Source organism: Leifsonia sp. A12D58, assembly GCF_047530025.1.
Lineage (GTDB): Bacteria > Actinomycetota > Actinomycetes > Actinomycetales > Microbacteriaceae > Cryobacterium.
Map to the genome: position 1 here is coordinate 1 of NZ_JBLJAT010000007.1, position 18,952 is coordinate 18,952.

General features: G+C 63.4%; 15 protein-coding genes. 9 read left to right on the top strand and 6 right to left on the bottom strand.

Annotated features, from left to right (window positions below):
* Window positions 1–358 precede the first annotated feature (358 nt).
* From ACMT3I_RS14355 to ACMT3I_RS14365, 3 genes are all read right to left on the bottom strand, one after another.
* Window positions 359–2,152: an ABC transporter permease/substrate binding protein gene (locus ACMT3I_RS14355; protein ID WP_414805201.1), complete on the bottom strand. Its 1,794-nt coding sequence runs from the start codon at window positions 2,150–2,152 to the stop codon at window positions 359–361.
* Window positions 2,149–3,549, bottom strand: coding sequence for a quaternary amine ABC transporter ATP-binding protein (locus tag ACMT3I_RS14360; protein WP_414805202.1), 1,401 nt, complete (start codon window positions 3,547–3,549; stop codon window positions 2,149–2,151). The genes ACMT3I_RS14355 and ACMT3I_RS14360 overlap by 4 nt, the downstream gene beginning before the upstream one ends.
* 439 nt (window positions 3,550–3,988) lie before the next feature.
* Entirely contained in the window at window positions 3,989–4,630 is a 642-nt protein-coding gene (locus tag ACMT3I_RS14365; protein ID WP_414805203.1) for a LysE family translocator, read from the bottom strand.
* Between the two features lie 105 nt (window positions 4,631–4,735).
* On the opposite strand from ACMT3I_RS14365, the gene ACMT3I_RS14370 reads away from it, so the two are divergent.
* The 5 genes from ACMT3I_RS14370 to ACMT3I_RS14390 all read left to right on the top strand — a co-directional run bounded on the left by ACMT3I_RS14370 (window position 4,736) and on the right by ACMT3I_RS14390 (window position 9,641).
* On the top strand, window positions 4,736–5,431 hold the full coding sequence (locus tag ACMT3I_RS14370) for a GntR family transcriptional regulator (RefSeq protein ID WP_414805204.1): 696 nt from the start codon (window positions 4,736–4,738) through the stop codon (window positions 5,429–5,431).
* Window positions 5,431–6,966 carry an MmgE/PrpD family protein gene (locus tag ACMT3I_RS14375; RefSeq protein ID WP_414805205.1) on the top strand — a complete coding sequence of 512 codons (1,536 nt, stop codon included), beginning with the start codon at window positions 5,431–5,433 and terminating at the stop codon, window positions 6,964–6,966. Before ACMT3I_RS14370 ends, ACMT3I_RS14375 begins: the two co-directional genes overlap by 1 nt.
* On the top strand, window positions 6,966–7,865 hold the full coding sequence (gene prpB, locus ACMT3I_RS14380) for a methylisocitrate lyase (protein WP_414805206.1): 900 nt from the start codon (window positions 6,966–6,968) through the stop codon (window positions 7,863–7,865). The genes ACMT3I_RS14375 and prpB overlap by 1 nt, the downstream gene beginning before the upstream one ends.
* Window positions 7,866–7,875: 10 nt before the next feature.
* A complete protein-coding gene (locus ACMT3I_RS14385; protein ID WP_414805207.1) occupies window positions 7,876–9,000 on the top strand; it encodes a bifunctional 2-methylcitrate synthase/citrate synthase in 1,125 nt (374 codons plus the stop codon).
* A gap of 86 nt (window positions 9,001–9,086) precedes the next feature.
* Entirely contained in the window at window positions 9,087–9,641 is a 555-nt protein-coding gene (locus ACMT3I_RS14390) for a thioesterase family protein (protein ID WP_414805337.1), read from the top strand.
* A gap of 15 nt (window positions 9,642–9,656) precedes the next feature.
* Here the strand turns inward: ACMT3I_RS14390 and ACMT3I_RS14395 are convergent, their stop codons facing one another.
* On the bottom strand, window positions 9,657–10,163 hold the full coding sequence (locus tag ACMT3I_RS14395; protein WP_414805208.1) for an SRPBCC domain-containing protein: 507 nt from the start codon (window positions 10,161–10,163) through the stop codon (window positions 9,657–9,659).
* Window positions 10,164–10,252: 89 nt separating this feature from the next.
* Between ACMT3I_RS14395 and ACMT3I_RS14400 the strand changes: the two genes are divergently transcribed.
* The 3 genes from ACMT3I_RS14400 to ACMT3I_RS14410 all read left to right on the top strand — a co-directional run bounded on the left by ACMT3I_RS14400 (window position 10,253) and on the right by ACMT3I_RS14410 (window position 13,252).
* The gene (locus ACMT3I_RS14400; protein ID WP_414805209.1) at window positions 10,253–11,104 is read left to right on the top strand and encodes an aminoglycoside phosphotransferase family protein; all 852 of its coding nucleotides are present in this window, start codon (window positions 10,253–10,255) and stop codon (window positions 11,102–11,104) included.
* Window positions 11,105–11,249: 145 nt separating this feature from the next.
* Window positions 11,250–12,122 (top strand): SDR family oxidoreductase, encoded by an 873-nt coding sequence (locus ACMT3I_RS14405; protein ID WP_414805210.1) that lies wholly within the window; start codon window positions 11,250–11,252, stop codon window positions 12,120–12,122.
* Window positions 12,123–12,580: 458 nt separating this feature from the next.
* Window positions 12,581–13,252: a hypothetical protein gene (locus ACMT3I_RS14410; RefSeq protein WP_414805211.1), complete on the top strand. Its 672-nt coding sequence runs from the start codon at window positions 12,581–12,583 to the stop codon at window positions 13,250–13,252.
* Window positions 13,253–13,263: 11 nt separating this feature from the next.
* On the opposite strand, the gene ACMT3I_RS14415 is transcribed toward ACMT3I_RS14410, so the two are convergent.
* Window positions 13,264–14,196, bottom strand: a complete 933-nt coding sequence (locus ACMT3I_RS14415) for a LysR family transcriptional regulator (RefSeq protein WP_414805212.1) — start codon at window positions 14,194–14,196, stop codon at window positions 13,264–13,266.
* A 149-nt stretch (window positions 14,197–14,345) separates the two neighbouring features.
* Between ACMT3I_RS14415 and ACMT3I_RS14420 the strand changes: the two genes are divergently transcribed.
* Window positions 14,346–17,972: a proline dehydrogenase family protein gene (locus tag ACMT3I_RS14420; protein WP_414805213.1), complete on the top strand. Its 3,627-nt coding sequence runs from the start codon at window positions 14,346–14,348 to the stop codon at window positions 17,970–17,972.
* 598 nt (window positions 17,973–18,570) lie between these two features.
* Here ACMT3I_RS14420 and ACMT3I_RS14425 read toward each other — a convergent pair.
* Window positions 18,571–18,936, bottom strand: a complete 366-nt coding sequence (locus ACMT3I_RS14425) for a GntR family transcriptional regulator (protein ID WP_414805214.1) — start codon at window positions 18,934–18,936, stop codon at window positions 18,571–18,573.
* Window positions 18,937–18,952 lie beyond the last annotated feature (16 nt).

Sequence of the window (18,952 nt, forward strand, 5' to 3'; positions counted from 1 at the left end):
AATCGCATCCGCACCAGCCGCTGTCACGCCCTCACCGCTCGAGAGTCGCCGTTCGTGCCGAGAGTCGCCGTTGCAACGGCGACTCGCGGGCGTAACGGCGATTCTCGGCGCTCCCTGCCCGGGCACGACACCCGGCGAGCACTCCGGCCGGCGACAACCCCGACCCAGCGACAAAACGCACCACGGCCCGCCCCAGCGACAAAACGCACCACGGCCCGCCCCAGCGACAAAACGCACCACGGCCCGCCCCAGCGACAAAACGCACCACGGCCCGCCCCAGAAACAACACACCCCCGCACCCGAAGCTCGGGTGCGGGGGTGTGCGCGGGACGCCGGAGCGTCCCCTTGCGGGGACCAGCTACTTTGTGAGGCTGTCCACGTAGTCCTGATTCTTGGCTATCCAGTCCTCCACGATCGGGGCGTAGTCGCCCGCGCCGGCTGCGTCACCGTTGAACATGACGTTCTCGAGCTCGTACAGTCGGTCGGAGTCAAGCGTGAAGTTCTTGATCCATGTCGAGAGGGTGGGGAAGTCCTCGGTGAATGACAGGCTGCCGATGGAGTGAATCGACTCTGTCGTGCCCAGCGCACCCTTGGGGTCTGCGAGGTTCTTCAGGTCGAACTCGTCGTAGGCCCAGTGCGGCGCCCACAGGGTGACGGCAATGTTCTCACCGGAGGCCATGGCGGCCTTCAGCTCTGAGAGCATGGCCGGTGTGGACGATGTGACGAAGTTCATGCCGCCGAGTCCGTACTGCGGAATAGCGTTCTGCTCTGTGGCATCGGTGAGTCCTGCGCCCGGCTCGATACCGACGATGCGGTTGTCGAACAGGTCGGCATTTGCCGCGAGCTCTTCCAGTGAATCGATGGGGGCATCCGCATTCACCGCGATGAAGTTGGCAGCATCCTCGTTCCACGAACCCAGGTCGACAAGCTTGTCGCCGTACTGCTCCATGTAGGCCTTGTGGGTGGTCGGCAGCCAGGAGTCGAGCACGACGTCGTAGTCTCCCGTGCTCAGTCCGACGTACGCCGTGCCGGCATCCGCGTACTCGAGCGTGACGTTGTATCCCTTGTCTTCCAGGATGCCCTTCCAGAGATACGAGGCAGCCTCGCCCTCCGGCCAGCCGTTGAAGACCGCGATGGAGAGATCCTTCTTGTCGCCGTTATCTGGGCCAGCGGATGCGGGGCCAGAGTTCGACGTCACGACGCCAGTGATGGCCAGGGCTGCGACAACGACGACAACGCCGGTGGCGATGAGCCCCTTGCGCACTCGGTTGGCGGGTGCGCCGGCAACGGCAGCCTTCGCAGCCGACCGGGCGAAGATGCGCTTCGGGCTGGGGGCGCCGAGGGATGCCGTGAGGCGGTCGAGCAGGATGGCGAGGATGACGACGGAGAGGCCGGCTTCGAAACCGAGTCCTACGTCGATGCGGCTGAGGGCCTGAACGATCTGGCCTCCCAATCCGCCAGCGCCGACCATACCGGCGATGACAACCATCGAGAGGGACAGCATGATCACCTGGTTGACGCCGGCCATGATGGTCGGAGCAGCAAGCGGAAGCTGGATCTGGCGCAGGATGCGACGCGGTGAGGCGCCGAAAGCGTGTCCGGCCTCGACAACTTCCTTGTCAACGCCACGGATCCCGAGTTCTGTCATGCGCACGCCGGGAGCCAGCGAGAAGATGATCGTCGCGACGATGCCGGGGACGACACCAACGCGGAACAGGATCAGCGCCGGGATCAGATAGACGAATGCGGGCATCGTCTGCATGAAGTCGAGAACCGGCTTGAGGATCTTCGACGCTGTCTGTGACCGCGCAGCCAGGATGCCGAGCGGCACGCTGATGATGATCGCGATGATCGCAGCGACGAGCACGAGCGCCAGGGTGTCCATGGCGTTGGCCCACTGGTTGACTCCGGCGATCAAAAGCAGCCCGACGGCCGTGCCTGCACCGAAGAACCAGCCTCTGGCCCAAACGCCGAGAGCGGCGATCAGCAGGATGAGGATCCAGAACGGCGGGGCCTGCAGGAGCAGGTCGACGCCCTCATAGAATCCGCCGAAAACCATGCTGATCACGTTGAAGACCGGCTGGAAGACATCGGTGATGAACTGCACGAAGGCCTCGGCCCACGTGCCGATGGGAAGACGGATGTCGGTCATCGGGATTCTCCTTCTGATCCTGCGAATGCCTGGTCTTCACGCCCGGCAGATGCCAGAGCTTCAGACCCGGCGGCGAATGCCTGGGTGGGGCCTGCTGCCTCGGCAGCTGATGCCGCGGCAGCAGCTGCGGGAGCCGTCTCGCGCAGCGTCTCGGTGATGACTTCGATCGAGTACGTGGCCGGTGGCTCGACGATCGTCACCTCGTCAGTATTCGACGGCACGTTTCCGAGCGCGGCGAGCAGGGTGACGCGGGGGATGACGCCGAGCAGGCGCTTCTTGTCGTCGATCACTGCGACGGGCAGTGGGCTCTCGACCGAGAGCTCGAACATGTCGCTGAGGTGCGCATCCGGTTCGATGGTGGCGACGTCGTTGCGCACAATACGCATGAGGTCCGTGTCGCCGGCCTTCACCTGACGCATTACGTCCTTGTCGTGCACGACGCCGACGAGTGTGCGGCCGTTGCCGACAACAAAGGCAGCAGAGGTCTGCAGGTCGCGCATGGTGCGCAGCGCTGCGCGTGGGCCGGCCGATGCCGACACAACCGACTTTGCCGGCTCCATCACGCCGGATGCCGTGAGAACACGTGCCCTGTCGACATCCTGGACGAACTGGGCGACGTAGTCATTCGCCGGGTCGGTGAGGATGTCATCTGGGGTGCCGACCTGCACGATGCGGCCGTCACGCATGACTGCGATGCGGTCGCCGAGGAACATTGCCTCGTTGAGGTCGTGCGTGATGAAGATGATCGTCTTGCCGAGTTCGGACTGCAGCTCGATGAGCTGTTCCTGCATCTCGCGACGGATCAGCGGGTCGAGGGCGGAGAACGCCTCATCCATCAGCAGGATGTCAGTGTCGCTGGCCAGCGCACGGGCAAGCCCGACACGTTGCTGCATTCCACCGGACAGCTCGCTCGGAAGCTTGTTCTCCCAGCCGGAGAGACCGACACGTTCAACGATGCCCTGTGCGCGTGCGCGGCGCTCCTCAAGCGGAACACCCTGCACTTCGAGGCCGTATGCGGCGTTGTCGAGCACAGTGCGGTGCGGGAGCAGGGCGAAGTGCTGGAACACCATCGAGATGTTCTTGCGGCGCACATCGCGGAGTTTTTGGGCCGGGATGCCGCTGATGGGGGTACCCATCACCGAGACCGAGCCGGATGTCGGCTCGAGCAGACCGTTGAGCATGCGGATCAGGGTCGACTTGCCAGAGCCAGACAGGCCCATGACGACGAAGATCTCGCCGGCCTTCACTTCAAATGATGCGTCGATGACGGCGGCGGTGCCCAGGTTAGTGAGTGCTGACCGGTTGGCGCCTGCCTGAAGCTTCTTGACTACTTCCTTGGGCTTCCGTCCAAACGCTTTGTAGAGATGTTGAGCTTCGATTGCTAATTTTTCGGACACGTGACTCCGGCCCACACGCTAAAAATCGCTGTGCGTTGTGGGTTTTCGTTTCTGTCGGCCGGGTGAGCGAGACATGCTCCGGTTACCCATCAAGAAGTGGCTGCGCGATTCAACGCGCACGGGCCACAGCGACTCGAACTCTCGGAGCGGGCGTGGTCATTGGGACCGGCGCCAACCTCGTCACACCATACGCTCACGGGCACCGGATGCTGCTGGTGCCGGCGTGGTCGCGGACTGGTTTTTGGCCCGAAGGCCGTCTAACAACGTATCAACCGGAGCGCGGCGCGCCTAACTGAGATGCCCGGAATTACGCGGATTTCGTTTCAGGCACACCGGGAATCCGCCCACTACGACAGGGATCGGAGGGTCATTGGTCGCCCCGCGATTTTCTTGCACGACTGCAGAACTTTAACGACATTCACACGGCAAAAACCAAGACTTATGCGGATTTCGCACCGGATGCGGCGAGGACGCCGCCGAGGCCGATCATCATGACCCCGCCGGTCGCCGACAGCTTTTCGAGGCGTTTCGGCGATGTGGCAAACCAGTCTCTCGCCCAGCCAGCCGTCAGTGCCCAGACGCTGTCGCCCAGCACAGCAAGCACCACGAAGACCATGCCGAGCGTCGCAAGCTGCAGGGGGACTGCGCCCTGCGAGTAGTCGACAAACTGCGGGAGCACGGCGACGAAGAACACCAGGGACTTCGGGTTGCTGATGCCGACCATGAAGCCCTCGGCCAGCACCCGCCAATTCGACTTTCTGGCGGACGAGACGCCGATGTCTTTCGCGGCATCCTTGCGGTGCCTGATGGCCTGCACTCCGAGGTAGACGATGTACCCGGCACCGACAAACTTGATGATCGTGAAGATGACGACCGACTGGGTGACGATCACGCCGAGACCAAGGGCGACGGCGATGACGATCGGAACAAGTCCGAGTGCGTTGCCGAGCACGCTGAGAAAGCCGCCGAGGCGACCGAGGGCGAGTGAGCGACCGATGACGAAAAGCACACTCGGGCCCGGTAGAGCGATGAGCGCGATCGCGGCCAGCGCGAACGTCAATAAGTTGGAAAGCGGCACCATGGCTGAATGTTAGTCCTGCCCGTCACGGGCCGCACTGTGTATACAAAACTGCGAACTCTGCGCGGTATTAGTTCGACCTGGGGGTGCTGGGTATACAATCAAGCCATGAAAGCGAGCGAGAGGGCCTACGCATCGCTCCGCGACGACATCCTGAATTGGCGGCTGCTTCCCGGTGCCCCACTGGCAGAGATTGAGGTCGCCGAGCGCCTCGGGGTCTCGCGCACACCGGTCCGCGAGGCACTGAGCAGACTGGCCGCAGATGGCCTCGTTGAATCCCGGGGTCGAGTCGATATCGTCGCCGACCTCGGAGCCGATCACCTCACCGAACTCTTTGAGCTGCGCGAAGCTCTCGACACCCAGGCGGCCAGACTCGCTGCCCGTCGTCGTGATCCCGATGTGTTCCGCCTGCTCAGGGACGATTTCGCACGCATCTCCCGGCAGTCGACGTTCACCGAGAATGAGCGAGACGCCTTCTATGCCGCTGTCGATCGGTTCGATGACGCGATTACCGGAGCGATCGATAACGCCTATTTGAAGACGGCGTTGCGCGCCCTTCGCGTTCACCTCGTGCGTGCGCGCCGACTCTCAAGGGAGAACCCGGAGCGCATGGCTCGGGCTGCGGCTGAACACCTCATCATCGCCGAGGCGATCCTCGCCCAAAACGAAACCCTTGCGGCTCAAGCAACAGCCGTACATTTGCACTCAAGCCTCGTCAACGTGATGGAGACGCTGCGTCCAGCTCGTTCTCCTGAGCTCATCGGCACCTCCCTGGGGGTCGCCACATCGGAAAAGGAATCGTAATGAAGCTGCACGACGTCCGCGTTCACACGAGCGACGAGAACCTGGCCCGCGACGGCCAGCTGGCCTGGAAAATCGCAGAAGTCGCGGCCGACCCCGTCGACGTCTCACCAGAGGTCACCGAGATGGTGATCAACCGCGTGATCGACAACGCATCGGTCGCCGCGGCATCGCTGACGCGGAAGCCCGTTGTCTCTGCCCGAGCGCAGGCGCTCTCTCATCCACGTTCCACCGGTGGCGACGGTGCCAACATCTTCGGTACAGACGCCGCCATCCGCGTTTCACCTGAATGGGCAGCCTGGGCAAACGGCGTTGCCGTGCGCGAGCTCGACTACCACGACACCTTCCTCGCCGCCGAGTACTCCCACCCAGGCGACAACATCCCGCCGATCGTCGCGGTCGCGCAGCACGTTGCTGCCGAGCGCGGTCTGACCGGCCGCGATCTCGTGCGTGGCATCGCAACCGGCTACGAGATCCAGGTCGACCTGGTCAAGGCGATCAGCCTGCACAAGCACAAGATCGACCACGTCGCCCACCTCGGCCCGAGCGCCGCTGCCGGCATCGGCACCTTGCTCGGCCTTCCTGCAGAGACGATCTTCCAGGCCGTCGGCCAGGCGCTGCACACCACGACAGCCACGCGGCAGTCACGCAAGGGCGAGATTTCGTCGTGGAAGGCGCACGCTCCCGCGTTCGCCGGAAAGATGGCCGTCGAAGCCGTCGACAGGTCAATGCGCGGCGAAACCAGCCCGACTCCGATCTATGAGGGCGAAGACGGCGTGATCGCCTGGCTGCTCGACGGCCCGGGTGCCGCATATCAGGTGCCGCTGCCCGAGCGCGGCGAGGTCAAGCGCGCAATCCTCGACACCTATACCAAGGAGCACTCGGCTGAGTACCAGGCGCAGGCCTGGATCGACCTGGCGCGCAAGCTGCACGACACATTCCCGGAGGTCACGAACCCCGACAACGTGGCCTCGATCGTCATCCACACCAGCCACCACACGCACTACGTGATCGGCTCTGGCGCCAACGACCCGCAGAAGTACGACCCGCAGGCGAGCCGCGAGACGCTCGACCACTCGATCCCGTACATCTTTACTGTCGCGCTGCAGGACGGAACGTGGAACCACGTCGACTCCTACTCGTCTGAGCGCGCTGGTCGGCCGGACACCGTCGCCCTCTGGCACAAGACAACGACAGTCGAAGACCCGGAATGGACTCGCAGGTACCACTCGCTCGACGTGAACGAAAAAGCATTCGGTGGCCGCGTGGTCATCACGCTTACCGACGGTCGCCAGATCGTCGATGAGATCGCGGTAGCGGATGCGCATCCGCTTGGTGCCCGGCCGTTCGGACGCGCGGAGTACGTGAACAAGTTCCGCACTCTCGCCGCTGATGTGCTCGAAGCCGACGAGATCGAGCGCTTCCTGGCTCTGGCCGAGCGTCTGCCCGAGCTGAACGCCCATGAGATCGGTGAACTGACAATCGTCGCCAGGCCGGGACTGCTGCAGGCGGCCGGTCTGCCGAAGGGACTCTTCTAATGCTGTACGCGACAACGACTCCCGCCGAGAAGCGCATCGCATTTCGCGCCGGTCTGGCCTCAGGCACGATCCAGCGTTTTCCTGGTGCATTCAACCCGCTGTCGGCCAAGCTCATCCAGGAGAAGGGCTTCGACGGCGTTTACATCTCTGGCGCCGTGCTCTCGGCCGACCTCGGCCTGCCTGATATCGGCCTGACGACACTCACCGAGGTGGCCGGGCGCTCGCAGCAGATCGCGCGCATGACCGACCTGCCGGCGATCGTCGATGCCGACACCGGCTTCGGCGAGCCGATGAACGTTGCGCGTACCATCCAGACGCTTGAGGATGCCGGGCTGGCAGGCACCCACATCGAGGACCAAGTCAACCCCAAGCGGTGCGGACACCTCGATGGCAAGCAGGTCGTCGACGAAGACACGGCGCTCAAGCGCATCAGGGCCGCAGTCGATGCCCGTCGTGACCCGAACTTCCTGATCATGGCGCGCACAGACATCCGCGCTGTCGACGGTCTGGATGCCGCCATCGATCGGGCCAAGAAGCTCGTCGATGCCGGTGCAGACGCCATCTTCCCTGAGGCCATGGGCACCCTGGCCGAGTTCGCTGCGATCAGGGCCGCGGTCGACGTACCGTTGCTGGCCAACATGACCGAATTCGGCAAGAGCGAGCTGTTCACCGTGAATCAGCTGCAGGATGTCGGCATCAACATGGTCATCTGGCCCGTCTCGCTGCTGCGTCTGGCGATGGGCTCAGCGGTGCGCGGCCTCGACACGATCAACGAGCACGGCACCCTTGAACCGGTTTTAGGTGAAATGCAGCATCGCGCTGATCTGTATGAACTGCTTGACTACAGTTCCTACAACCACTTCGATACCAACGTCTTCAACTTCCAGATCAAGCGCTAGGGGAGCGATCATGGCCGATGCAACGACTCAGGAGATTTACAAAGGTCTGGCCGGCGTTCCGGTCGACTACACCGCGATTTCCAAGGTGAATCCAGACACCAATTCACTGTTGTACCGGGGCTATCCCGTGCAGGCGCTTGCGGCGAAGTGCAGCTTCGAAGAGGTGGCTTACCTGCTTTGGCACGGTGAGCTACCGAACGATCAGCAGCTCGCAGAGTTTGAGGATCGAGAGCGGTCGCTCCGTCGTCTCGACAGCGTGGTCAAGCGGGTCATCGACGAGCTGCCGCTCACCGCGCACCCGATGGACGTGCTCCGCACGGCGGTCAGCGTCATCGGTGCGCGTGACCCGGGGGCAGCGGATGCGTCGCCAGAGGGCAATCTCGACAAGGCGATCCGCCTCTATGCCCAGCTGCCGGCCATCGTGGCGTACGACCAGCGCCGCCGCCATGAGCTCGACCTCGTCGAGCCGCGCGATGACCTCAGCTATTCGGCGAACTTCCTGTTCATGACGTTCGGCGAGGTGCCGGACCTCGAGGTAGTGAGCGCCTTTGACATCTCGATGATCCTGTACGCCGAGCACTCGTTCAATGCCTCGACGTTCACCGCTCGCGTGATCACGTCGACGCTGTCCGACCTGTACTCGGCGGTCACCGGTGCGATCGGTGCGCTCAAGGGCCCCCTGCACGGCGGCGCGAACGAAGCTGTCATGCACACCTTCGAAGAGATCCGCACCGCAGACAAGGTGGGTGCCTGGCTCGACGATGCCCTGGCAGGCAAGCGCAAGATCATGGGATTCGGCCACCGGGTGTACAAGAACGGTGACTCGCGCGTGCCCACCATGCGTGCCGCGATGGAGACCATGCTCATCCACTTCGATCGCCCCGATCTGTTGGAGCTGTACACAGAGCTCGAGCACGACATGGGCGAGCGCAAGAACATCAAGCCGAACCTCGACTACCCGGCAGGACCGACCTATCACGTGATGGGATTCGACACCGAGACGTTCACTCCACTGTTCGTGGCCAGTCGCATTGTGGGCTGGACGGCACACATCATGGAGCAGCTGAACTCGAACGCGCTGATCCGTCCGCTCTCGGTCTATAACGGCGTCGAGCAGCGCGACCTGCCCGCGTAATCGGATCGGCCTGCAGCGCTCAACTGTAGAACTTCTACAAACAAGGAGACAGGCATCCGCTGCTGCCCTAGCATCGGCGGGTGCACATGTTCTTTAGGACGATCTTTCATCTGTTCCGCTCGCGCTTTGGTCACCGTCTCGGTCACTTCGATATCGCGCGCACCTCGTTCATCACCTTGCCGACCGACCAGGACATCCTGCGGCACATGAACAACGGCGTGTACCTGTCGATCATGGATGTCGCCCGGTTTGACATGCTGCAGCGCAATGGCGTCTGGCAGATCTTCAAGGAAAAGGGCTGGTATCCGGTCGTCGTGTCAGAGACGATCAGCTTTCGGAAGTCGCTGACCCTGTGGCAGAAGTTCCAGGTGGAGTCGCGCATTCTGGGCTTTGACGAGAAGGCTGTCTACGTCGAGCAGCGCTTCGTGCGCCCGGATGCCGACGGTCAGCCCGAGATCTACGCGCAGGGTTTCATTCGTGGTCGCTTTCTCAAGCGCAGCGGTGGCGTCGTCTCGATCGAGGAACTGCTCACCACAATCGGTACGCCTCCCGGCGAACCTGTGCCCGACTGGCTGCTGAACTGGAGCACGGATGTCGCACTCCCTGCCACTCGGGCGGCGGCGCCGAGTACCTGGAACTAGCGCCTTATTCGGCGCTCAGGCGGACTTGCTCGGAACGATGAGATCCTTGTAATACTGCGCGTGAGCCGGGTAGTAGTGCTCCCACTGCGGGAGCGGACGCCCGGCACGTGAGGCAACCAGTCGATCGAGGTAGTAGTCCCAGCCCGGACCGACGGTGGCGGCTTCGGCCGCGCTCCGCAGCCGCTGCCCGAACGTCAGCGTTGTCATGCCATCGCCTGTGACGAGGTGGAACATGATGCGCCATGAGTCGTCGCCCTCGCCGAATTCGCCGACGAAGCGGTGTGGGGCGTCACACTCACGGATCGTCACGTACTCCCAGTCGGCACTCTCTTCAGCCGACATCAGGAATTTCACCGCGCCGGTGGACGGAGAGCCCGTGTAGGTCCCGATCCACTTCGCCAGCTCAGCTGGGCGAGTCAGACTCGCCCACACGTCTTCGATTGGCGAAGAAAAGAGCCGATCAAGCATGAGATACAGCCCATCGTTGCGGTGGGCTAGGCGTCCGGTTGGATGTGCTGACATGTCGACCTCCACGGTGGTGAACCCTTCATTTCAGGCTAGGCCTGTTTACTGAACTGCGACAGGGTGAGTCGTCACGCGATACTTGCACGATGACCAACTCAGCTGACCGAGACGCTGTCGCAGGCTTCTTCGAACGCTGGAGTCTTGTGGCCGACGGTGAGCAATTCACGACGAACAGCAGCATCCTGGCTCCGGTGCGTCACCGAGGTGCAGCGGCCATGCTCAAGATCGCGCTCGTCGACGAAGAGGTGCGGGGCAATCACCTGATGACCTGGTGGGGTGGACGCGGTGCTGCTCCGGTGCTCGAGCACGACGGCCGCGCCATCCTGCTGGAGCGGGCCACCGGCATCCGCTCGCTGGCGGTATTGGCCGACACGGATGCTGACGGCGACGATCGGGCGAGCCGGATCCTGTGTGCGACAGGGCTGCGCCTGCACGAGCTCGGGCCACCAGCGGCTGCGGCTGAACTCACGCCGCTCACACGTTGGTTCGCCGACCTGATCGAACCCGGTGGTTCTGACAGAGCGCTGCCTGCCTCTCGCGAAGCGGGTGAGTTTCAGTCCAGGGCGGCTTCGCTGGCGCGGCAGATGCTCTCCTCATCGAGAGAGTCTGTGGTGCTGCACGGTGATCTGCATCACGGTAACGTGCTCGATTTTGCTGAGGCCGGCTGGCTGGCGATCGATCCCAAGGGCCTTGTCGGTGATCCGGCATTCGAATTCGCCAACATCCTCTGCAATCCGACCCCGAGCGTTGCTGTGCGCCAGGGACGAGTCGCCAGGCAGTCGGCAATCATCGCCGAAGCGACCGGCATCGACCTGAAACGCATTGTGGCGTGGACGGTTGCTTACTGTGGATTGTCATCAGTGTGGAGCGCGCAGGACCACCAGTCGGCAGCGCACACCCTCGCGGTCGGCCTCGCGGCCGAGAGCTTACTAGGCTGAGGCGCTGGGCTGCGATAGCCGATCAGGTCGGCTGGGAGTTGGCGGCACACGAGGCCTTTCTTTGAGCGTTACGGAATCTCTGGGGCGCCACGACGTTGACCTGAGAGTCACCGGGTTAACCGATGGCGCCACCGAAGGGATACCAATGTCAATTGTCGTTACCGGCGCAACCGGACACCTCGGCCGCCTGGCCGTCGAATCACTCATTCAGCGCGGAGTCGCTCCTGCCGACATCGTTGCAGCTGGTCGCAATGTCGAAAGGCTCCAGGAGTTTGCTGGTCTGGGCGTCAATATAGCGGCGATCGACTACTCAGACCCCGCAAGCCTCACCGCAGCATTCGAGGGTGCTGACACTCTCGTACTGGTCTCTGGCAGCGAGGTAGGCAAGCGCGTCGAGCAGCATGCCAACGCGATCAATGCCGCGAAGGCTGCCGGTGTCAGTCGCATCGTCTACACGAGCGCGCCCCATGCAGACACCACCAGCCTGATTCTGGCACCGGAGCACAAAGCGACCGAAGAGCTGATCAGTGCGTCAGGTATTCCCTTCACGATCCTCCGCAACGGGTGGTACACCGAGAACTACGCACAGACAGTCGAGCAGGCCGGCCAGAGCGGCGTCATCATCGCCAGTGTCGGACAGGGGCGGGTGGCCAGTGCCAGCCGCGCCGATTATGCAGAGGCTATCGCCGCGGTGCTCACCACGCCGGGTCACGAGAATTCCGTCTACGAGCTCTCCGGTGATGAAGCCTGGACGCACGACGATCTCGCTGCAGCCGCAGCTCGCATCCTGGGCCGCGATGTCGTCTACACACCGCTGTCGGCTGACGAGCACCTCGCAACGCTGACCGCCGTCGGCCTTCCGGCGGAGACTGCCGGCTTCATCGTCGCTCTCGATGCGAATATCGCGGATGGCCTTCTCGGCGAGACCTCAGGTGATCTCGCCCGCCTGATCGGACACCCGACCACACCTCTCGAAGATGGCCTGCGCGACGCGCTCGCCATGCCAGCCAGCGTCTAACCGGAGCCCAGGCGTCTCGCTGGAGCTCTCAGCCCGAGACCGGGACTGAAATTTGCAGCACAGCGCGGCTCAGGGCGTCGCGCACCGCAACCACACTGGGTCGTCCGGCGCTTGTGCGGCGCGGCGCATCACGCAGATCCCGCAGCTGCACCGTGGGCTGTTCGCCCGACCACACCAGATCGGGCAGGATGCCGACCGACTGGATCAGCCGGATGTGCGCAATCGACCGGCGGTTTCGTTTAGCACGTCAGGTGCGAAACCGACCGGCCTGCACAGCTCTGCGTTGCCCACTGGCGGGACGAGGTTCCCTTGGGTTCCATCACACCCACGGAAGCCCCAGCTAATGGACTAGAACACTCTTGTCGACGCGGCGCAGGGGCTTCCCCAGTATCCCCCCCCGCAAGGGCTTACGCAAATGATCCTTGGCCCGATAGTCAGGGCGAGGATTGGTTGACGAAATGCCAGCGAAGTACAAGACGAATAATCGCGTAACGCTTGAAACGGAGGAAGTATCTCAGGAAGCCTTGTCGTACGTGCAAGGACTCATGTTGATCCCCGCGTCGGCGATAAGCGGAAGAGTCACGGAATTCGTTCGTCTCGGGCGGGAAGGTCGGCAAAGAGAGCTGGGACTCCTCTATCACGTCGAAGAACTGCGTAAACCCGCTCACGCTTCGGCCTTCCGGCCAACCCTGGTCACTTTGTTTTCGATATTTGTGGCGATCGCAGCTCTTGTCATCGCCCCCGCGGTATCGGTTCTAATCAACGATCTCCCTTCCAAGCAAAATGCGTTGAATATTGCGGAATCTGAATTAGACAGCTTTGTCATTGAGTTGCGGCCCCGGGGTGCGCTATTCGAGCCGCTCAGCATTCCAGAGGATAGAAAACTCAATGACTTGTACTCGAAAGTTCAGTCGGCCCGCGAGGCTCAGTTAAACGCCACTCTCACTCAACCGGTTCTACGTGTGGGGTTTGGGCTTCTCACCCTCATCGGGCTTTTCGTTTGTGGAATAGTTCGGAGAAGTCAACGTGAGGAAGCGGAGGCAATGGACCTCCAACGGGCAACAGCGGCAAAATTTATCCGATTGTTCGAAAGTGGTAGCCGAGGGGAACGACTACAAACCTCGGGGTGAATAGCCTCAAGCTAAACCACCGGCGTGGCCGCGAGTGACACTGTATCCGCCAGCGCCTCTCGCACCGCGACAACGCCGGGTCGCCCCGCGCTTGAGCGGCGGGCAGAGCTGAAGATCGTGCGGTGCGGAGATTCCGGCAGGTCGCGCAGCTGCACAGTGGGGTGTTCGCCCGACCACACCAGATCGGGCAGGATGCCGACGGCGTTGCCCGACTGAATCAACCGGATGTGAGCGATCAGGTCGGCGGTTTCGAATCGTACGTCGGGTTCGAAACCGACCGACCTGCACAGCTGCGTTGCCCATTGGCGCGACGCGGTGCCCTCCGGCTCCATCACCCAGGGCAGCCCGGCGGCATCCTCGAGTGTGATGATCCGGTGGCCGTGAGCCCATGTGCTCGGCACCGTGACCGAAGCCGGAGGTACGGCCAGGCGCAGGGCATCCGTTGCCAGATGCACCCGGTCGAGGTCGGGCAGGTGGGCGCGGGTGTGGCCCGGATACTGCTCGGCGATCACCAGGTCGAAGTCGCGTGCCGACACTTCGAACAGCCCGACCTCCGGCTCGCGCTCGGTGATTTCAACGCGCAGGTGAGGATACTCGGTCGACAACAGCGTCAGCGTCTGGGGAATGACGGCGTGTGCTGCCGTCTGGAAGACCGCCACGCGCACCGTGCCGGACACCGTGGTGAGCGACGCTGTCATGTCGGCTTGGGCCACCTCGAGACGGTCGAGCAGTACCGCCGTGTGCTCCACCAGAATCTCGGCCTGCGGGGTGAGCTGTACCCGGCGCCCGACCTTCTGCAGCAGCTCGACACCCGCTTCTTTTTCCAGCAGGGCGAGCTGTTGCGACACCGCCGATGGACTGTAGGCGAGGGCTTCCGCGACCCCGGCCAGAGTGCCGCGGATCTTCAATTCGCGCAGCAGTCGAAGCCGCCTTATATCCAGCATCCGGCACCTCCGTCGTCTGCGCTGGCCCGCTGGCCAAAGCGTAAGTAATTCTAATGAATATCGTTCACATAGATTCGCTTTTGCTAATCGAACGGGAACGCCACACTGAGTACAGAATTCAGGACGAACGAAAGACTAGCCTCGTGACTATGACCAATCCCAGCAGCCCGATCGGCACCCCAGAATCGGCAGCAACGAACGACCTCAGCGCCGAGGTCATTCGCCTCGTTCACAAGTGGTTGGCCGACAGCGAGACCATCCCAGCGGATGCGTCTGCCGAGCGCCTGGCCGGAGTCCTGAAAGACCCGAACGGGCTCGACTTCACCGTGGGATTCGTCGACGGCGTCATGCGCCCTGAAGACGTCATGGTCGCCGGCTACAACCTGCAGCGCGTCGCCAAGCTCGCACCCGGCTTCCTGCCGCCATACATGCGCGGCGCCATCTGGCTTGGTGGCGTTTTCGGTCCGGTTCTGCCGTGGGTCGTCATCCCCGCCGCCCGCACCGTGCTGCGCAAGATGGTCGGTCACCTCGTTGTCGACGCCACGCCCGAGAAGCTCGGTCCGGTCATCGCCGGCCTCCGCGCATCCGGTAACCGCCTGAACATCAACCTGCTCGGTGAGGCTGTACTCGGCGAGAAAGAGGCGTTGCGCCGCCTCGAGGGCACCCGCGCGCTGCTCGCCCGCGACGACGTCGACTACGTGTCAATCAAGGTCTCTGCCATCGCCAGCCAGCTGTCGATGTGGTCATTCGACGAAGCTGTCGACCGGGTCGTTGAACGCCTCACCCCGCTCTACGAGCTCGCGGCAGGCTCACCGGCTGGTGCCAAGTTCATCAACCTCGACATGGAGGAGTACCGCGACCTCGACCTCACGATCGCTGTCTTCGAGCGGATCCTCGACCAGCCGCAGCTGAAGAACCTCGAGGCCGGTATCGTGCTGCAGGCCTACCTGCCAGACGCGCTCGGCGCCATTCAGGGCCTCACCGCCTGGTCGAAGAACCGTCGCGCTGCCGGGGGAGCCCCGATCAAGGTGCGTGTCGTCAAGGGCGCGAACCTGGCGATGGAGCACGTCGACTCAGCTGTTCACGACTGGCCACTGGCAACCTACTCGACCAAGCAGGACAGCGACACGAACTACAAGCGCGTTCTCGACTGGGCCTTTACGCCAGAGAACACGGATGCCGTCAAGATCGGTGTCGCAGGCCACAACCTGTTCGACGTGGCGTACGCCCACCTGCTCTCCACCTCTCGCGGCGTGGCAGACAGCGTCGAATTCGAGATGCTGCTCGGCATGGCGACCAGCCAGGCCGAAGCTGTCAAGAAGGACGTCGGCCGCCTGCTGCTCTACACGCCGGTCGTGAACCCTGCCGAGTTCGACGTGGCCATCAGCTACCTCATCCGTCGCCTCGAAGAGAACGCCAGCCAGGACAACTTCATGTCGGCCGTGTTCGAGCTGACCAACACCCCCGAGCTGTTCGAGCGTGAGAAGAACCGCTTCCTCGCCTCGCTCGATGCACTCGAGACGACGCGCGGCGAGAGCATCATCGTGCCCGCACCCAACCGCACCCAGGATCGATCGGCCACTGCCGAGTTCGCGGCAGGTGCAGCGCCCGCTGAACTCGGCCGTGATGCCGTGACCCTGGAGGGCGAGAACGAGCCCCAGTTGACGGCCGCAGTGCTCGGTCTCACCCGCGGCAGTGTGCAGTCTGGCTTCCACAACACCGGGTTCCAAAACGAGCCAGACACCGATCCCGCACTGCCGGCCAACCGTGCCTGGGGCCGCCGCATCCTGGCCAGGGTCGAGACCTCAACGCTCGGCATCGACACCATCGCGTCGGCGCGGGTAGCGGATGCCGGTGCTCTCGACGGGATCATCGAGACAGTTACGCGTGCAGGAAACGCCTGGGGCCAGCTTCCGGGTGCCGAGCGTGCGGCCGTGCTGCACCGCGCCGGTCTCGCCCTGGCCGCCAACCGCGACCGTCTGATCGAGGTGATGGCTGCCGAGACCGGTAAAACCATCGCTGAAGCCGACCCAGAGATCAGCGAGGCCATCGACTTTGCGCACTACTACGCCGAGCGGGCCCGCGACCTCGATGCGGTGCAGGGTGCCATCTTCGTGCCGTCGAAGCTGACAGTCGTCACGCCGCCGTGGAACTTCCCGGTCGCCATCCCCGCCGGTTCTGTGCTGTCGGCGCTCGCCGCAGGCTCGGGTGTCATCATCAAGCCGGCCAAGCTGGCCCAGCGCTCAGGCGCCATCATGGTCGAGGCGCTCTGGGAGGCCGGTGTTCCGCGTGAGCTGCTCGCTCTCGTCGACCTGGCCGATCGCGACCTCGGCACCCAGTTGATCTCGCACCCGAACGTCGACCGCGTTATCCTCACCGGTGGCTACGAGACGGCCGAGCTGTTCCGCTCGTTCCGCACAGACCTTCCCCTGTTGGCTGAGACCAGCGGCAAGAACGCGATCATCGTGACGCCGTCTGCCGATCTCGATCTCGCGGCATCCGACGTCATCAAGAGCGCCTTCGGCCACGCCGGCCAGAAGTGCTCTGCAGCGAGTCTCGTGATCGTCGTCGGCTCCGTCGCGAAGTCCAAGCGCTTCATGGGCCAGCTGGTGGATGCCGCCACCTCAATGCGCGTCGGCTACCCGTCGAACCCGGTCACGCAGATGGGCCCGATCATCGAGCCGGCCAACGGCAAGTTGTTGCACGCACTCACCAACCTCGGCGCAGACGAAGAATGGCTGGTCGAGCCCAAGCAGCTCGACGACTCCGGCAAGCTGTGGTCGCCTGGCATCCGCACGGGTGTTGCCCCCGGCTCGTACTTCCACCTCACTGAGTTCTTCGGTCCTGTGCTCGGCATCATGCACGCGCGCACCCTCGAAGAGGCGATCCGCTACCAAAACGCTGTCGACTATGGACTGACCGCCGGCCTGCACTCGCTGGACTCCGACGAGCTGGCCGAGTGGCTGGCCACCGTCGAGGCCGGAAACCTCTACGTGAACCGCGGAATCACCGGTGCGATCGTGCAGCGCCAGCCGTTCGGTGGCTGGAAGCGCTCATCGGTGGGTGTGGGAACCAAGGCCGGCGGCCCGAACTACCTGTTCGGTCTTGGTGGCTGGGTCACCGATCCGGGCAAGAACAGCTCAACCCTGCACCTGCGCGGGCTCGAGAAGCGCGTGACCGACATCATCGAAGCGTCGCAGTCGTCGTTGGGCTATGCCGAATTCGATACCCTGCGTCGCTCGGCCCTCAGCGATGCACTGGCCTGGCGCGAAGAGTTCAACACGGTGAAGGATGTCTCAGGTGTCGGCCTCGAGCGCAACCTGTTCCGCTATCTGCCGCTGCCCGTCACCGTGCGCCTGAACGAGGACGGCACGCTGTCCGACCTGTTGCGTGTGATCGCTGCTGCGACGCTGTCGAAGTCGCGTTACTCGGTCTCCAGCGCCATCCCGGTGCCGCCGGCTGTGCGTAACCTGCTGTTGGCCGCCGAGATCTCTGTCACCGTCGAGACCGACGAGACGTGGTTGAAGCGTGCAGCACGCGGTGGCATCACCACGAGCCGCGTGCGCCTGATCGGTGGCGACCCGCTGAACGGCGCTGCTGCTGCGGCATCCGCTCTGGCTACTGCGCTCGACGGAAGCCCCGACATCGCTGTCTACTCACACCCGGTCACCCAGGCCGGTCGCGTCGAGGTGCTGCCGTTCCTGCGCGAACAGGCAATCTCGATCACCGCGCACCGCTTTGGTAACCCGAGCGCGCTCTCCGAGGGCGTGATCTAACAGTCCAGTCGGCGCGCTGCCGCTGCTGCTGCCGCTGCTGCTGCCGCTGCTGCTGCTGCTGCTGCTGCCGCTGCTGCCGCTGCTGCCGCTGCCGCTGCCGCCGCCGCCCGCGTTCTGAAAACAGGACAAAACCGGCCGCGGTAGTCGAAAACAGGATGGATGTGCCCGCTGGGCGGCATCCATCCTGTTTTCGTTGTGGGTTGTGGGTTGTGGGTTGTGGGTTTGCAGATTGCAGGTCGCAAGTTGCAAGTTCCATCCTGCGGGATTGCATAACTCCTGCAGGATGCATACGGCAGCTGTGGTGTGCCGCGGAATAACGCGGATGCCGTCTGGAGGCACGGCGAGATTGCAGGAGTTATGCACCTCGCAATGACCTGTCCGCACCTGAACCCCCCACCTGAACCCCCCCCACCTGAATGCGTCTGAATGTGGCTGAAAATTTCAGGACGGCGCTGCGGGAATGCATAACTCCTGCAGGATGCATACGGGAGCTGTGGTGTGCCGCGGAATGGCGCGGATGGCTGCGGCAACGATCTCCAGATTGCAGGAGTTATGCAGCCTGCAGGAGCTATGCAGCCTGCAGGAGTTATGCAGCTCGCTACCGATTCAGAGCGGATGCCACGAGCGCCAGCGCCTCGTCAGTGCCGAGACCGAGCTGGGCCGCTCGGTCGGCATACGCGATGGCGGCCTGTTGCGCCTGCCGAAGCGTTCCATCACCAGACGCAGCAATGAATGAGCCGTTGCGTCCCCTGGTCTCGATGATCTCGTGGTGTTCAAGCTCGCGATACGCACGTGCGACGGTGTTCGCCGCGAGCCCGAGCTCGCCTGCAAGGCTGCGCACGGTCGGAAGCTTGGCGCCTGGCGGGAGGATGCCGGTTTTCACCGCATCCATGATCTGTAGCTTGATTTGCTCGTACGGTGGCAGCGTCGACGTGGAATCAATCGTGAGGAAGGCCAGAGACACTGCTGCTCCAGAATCA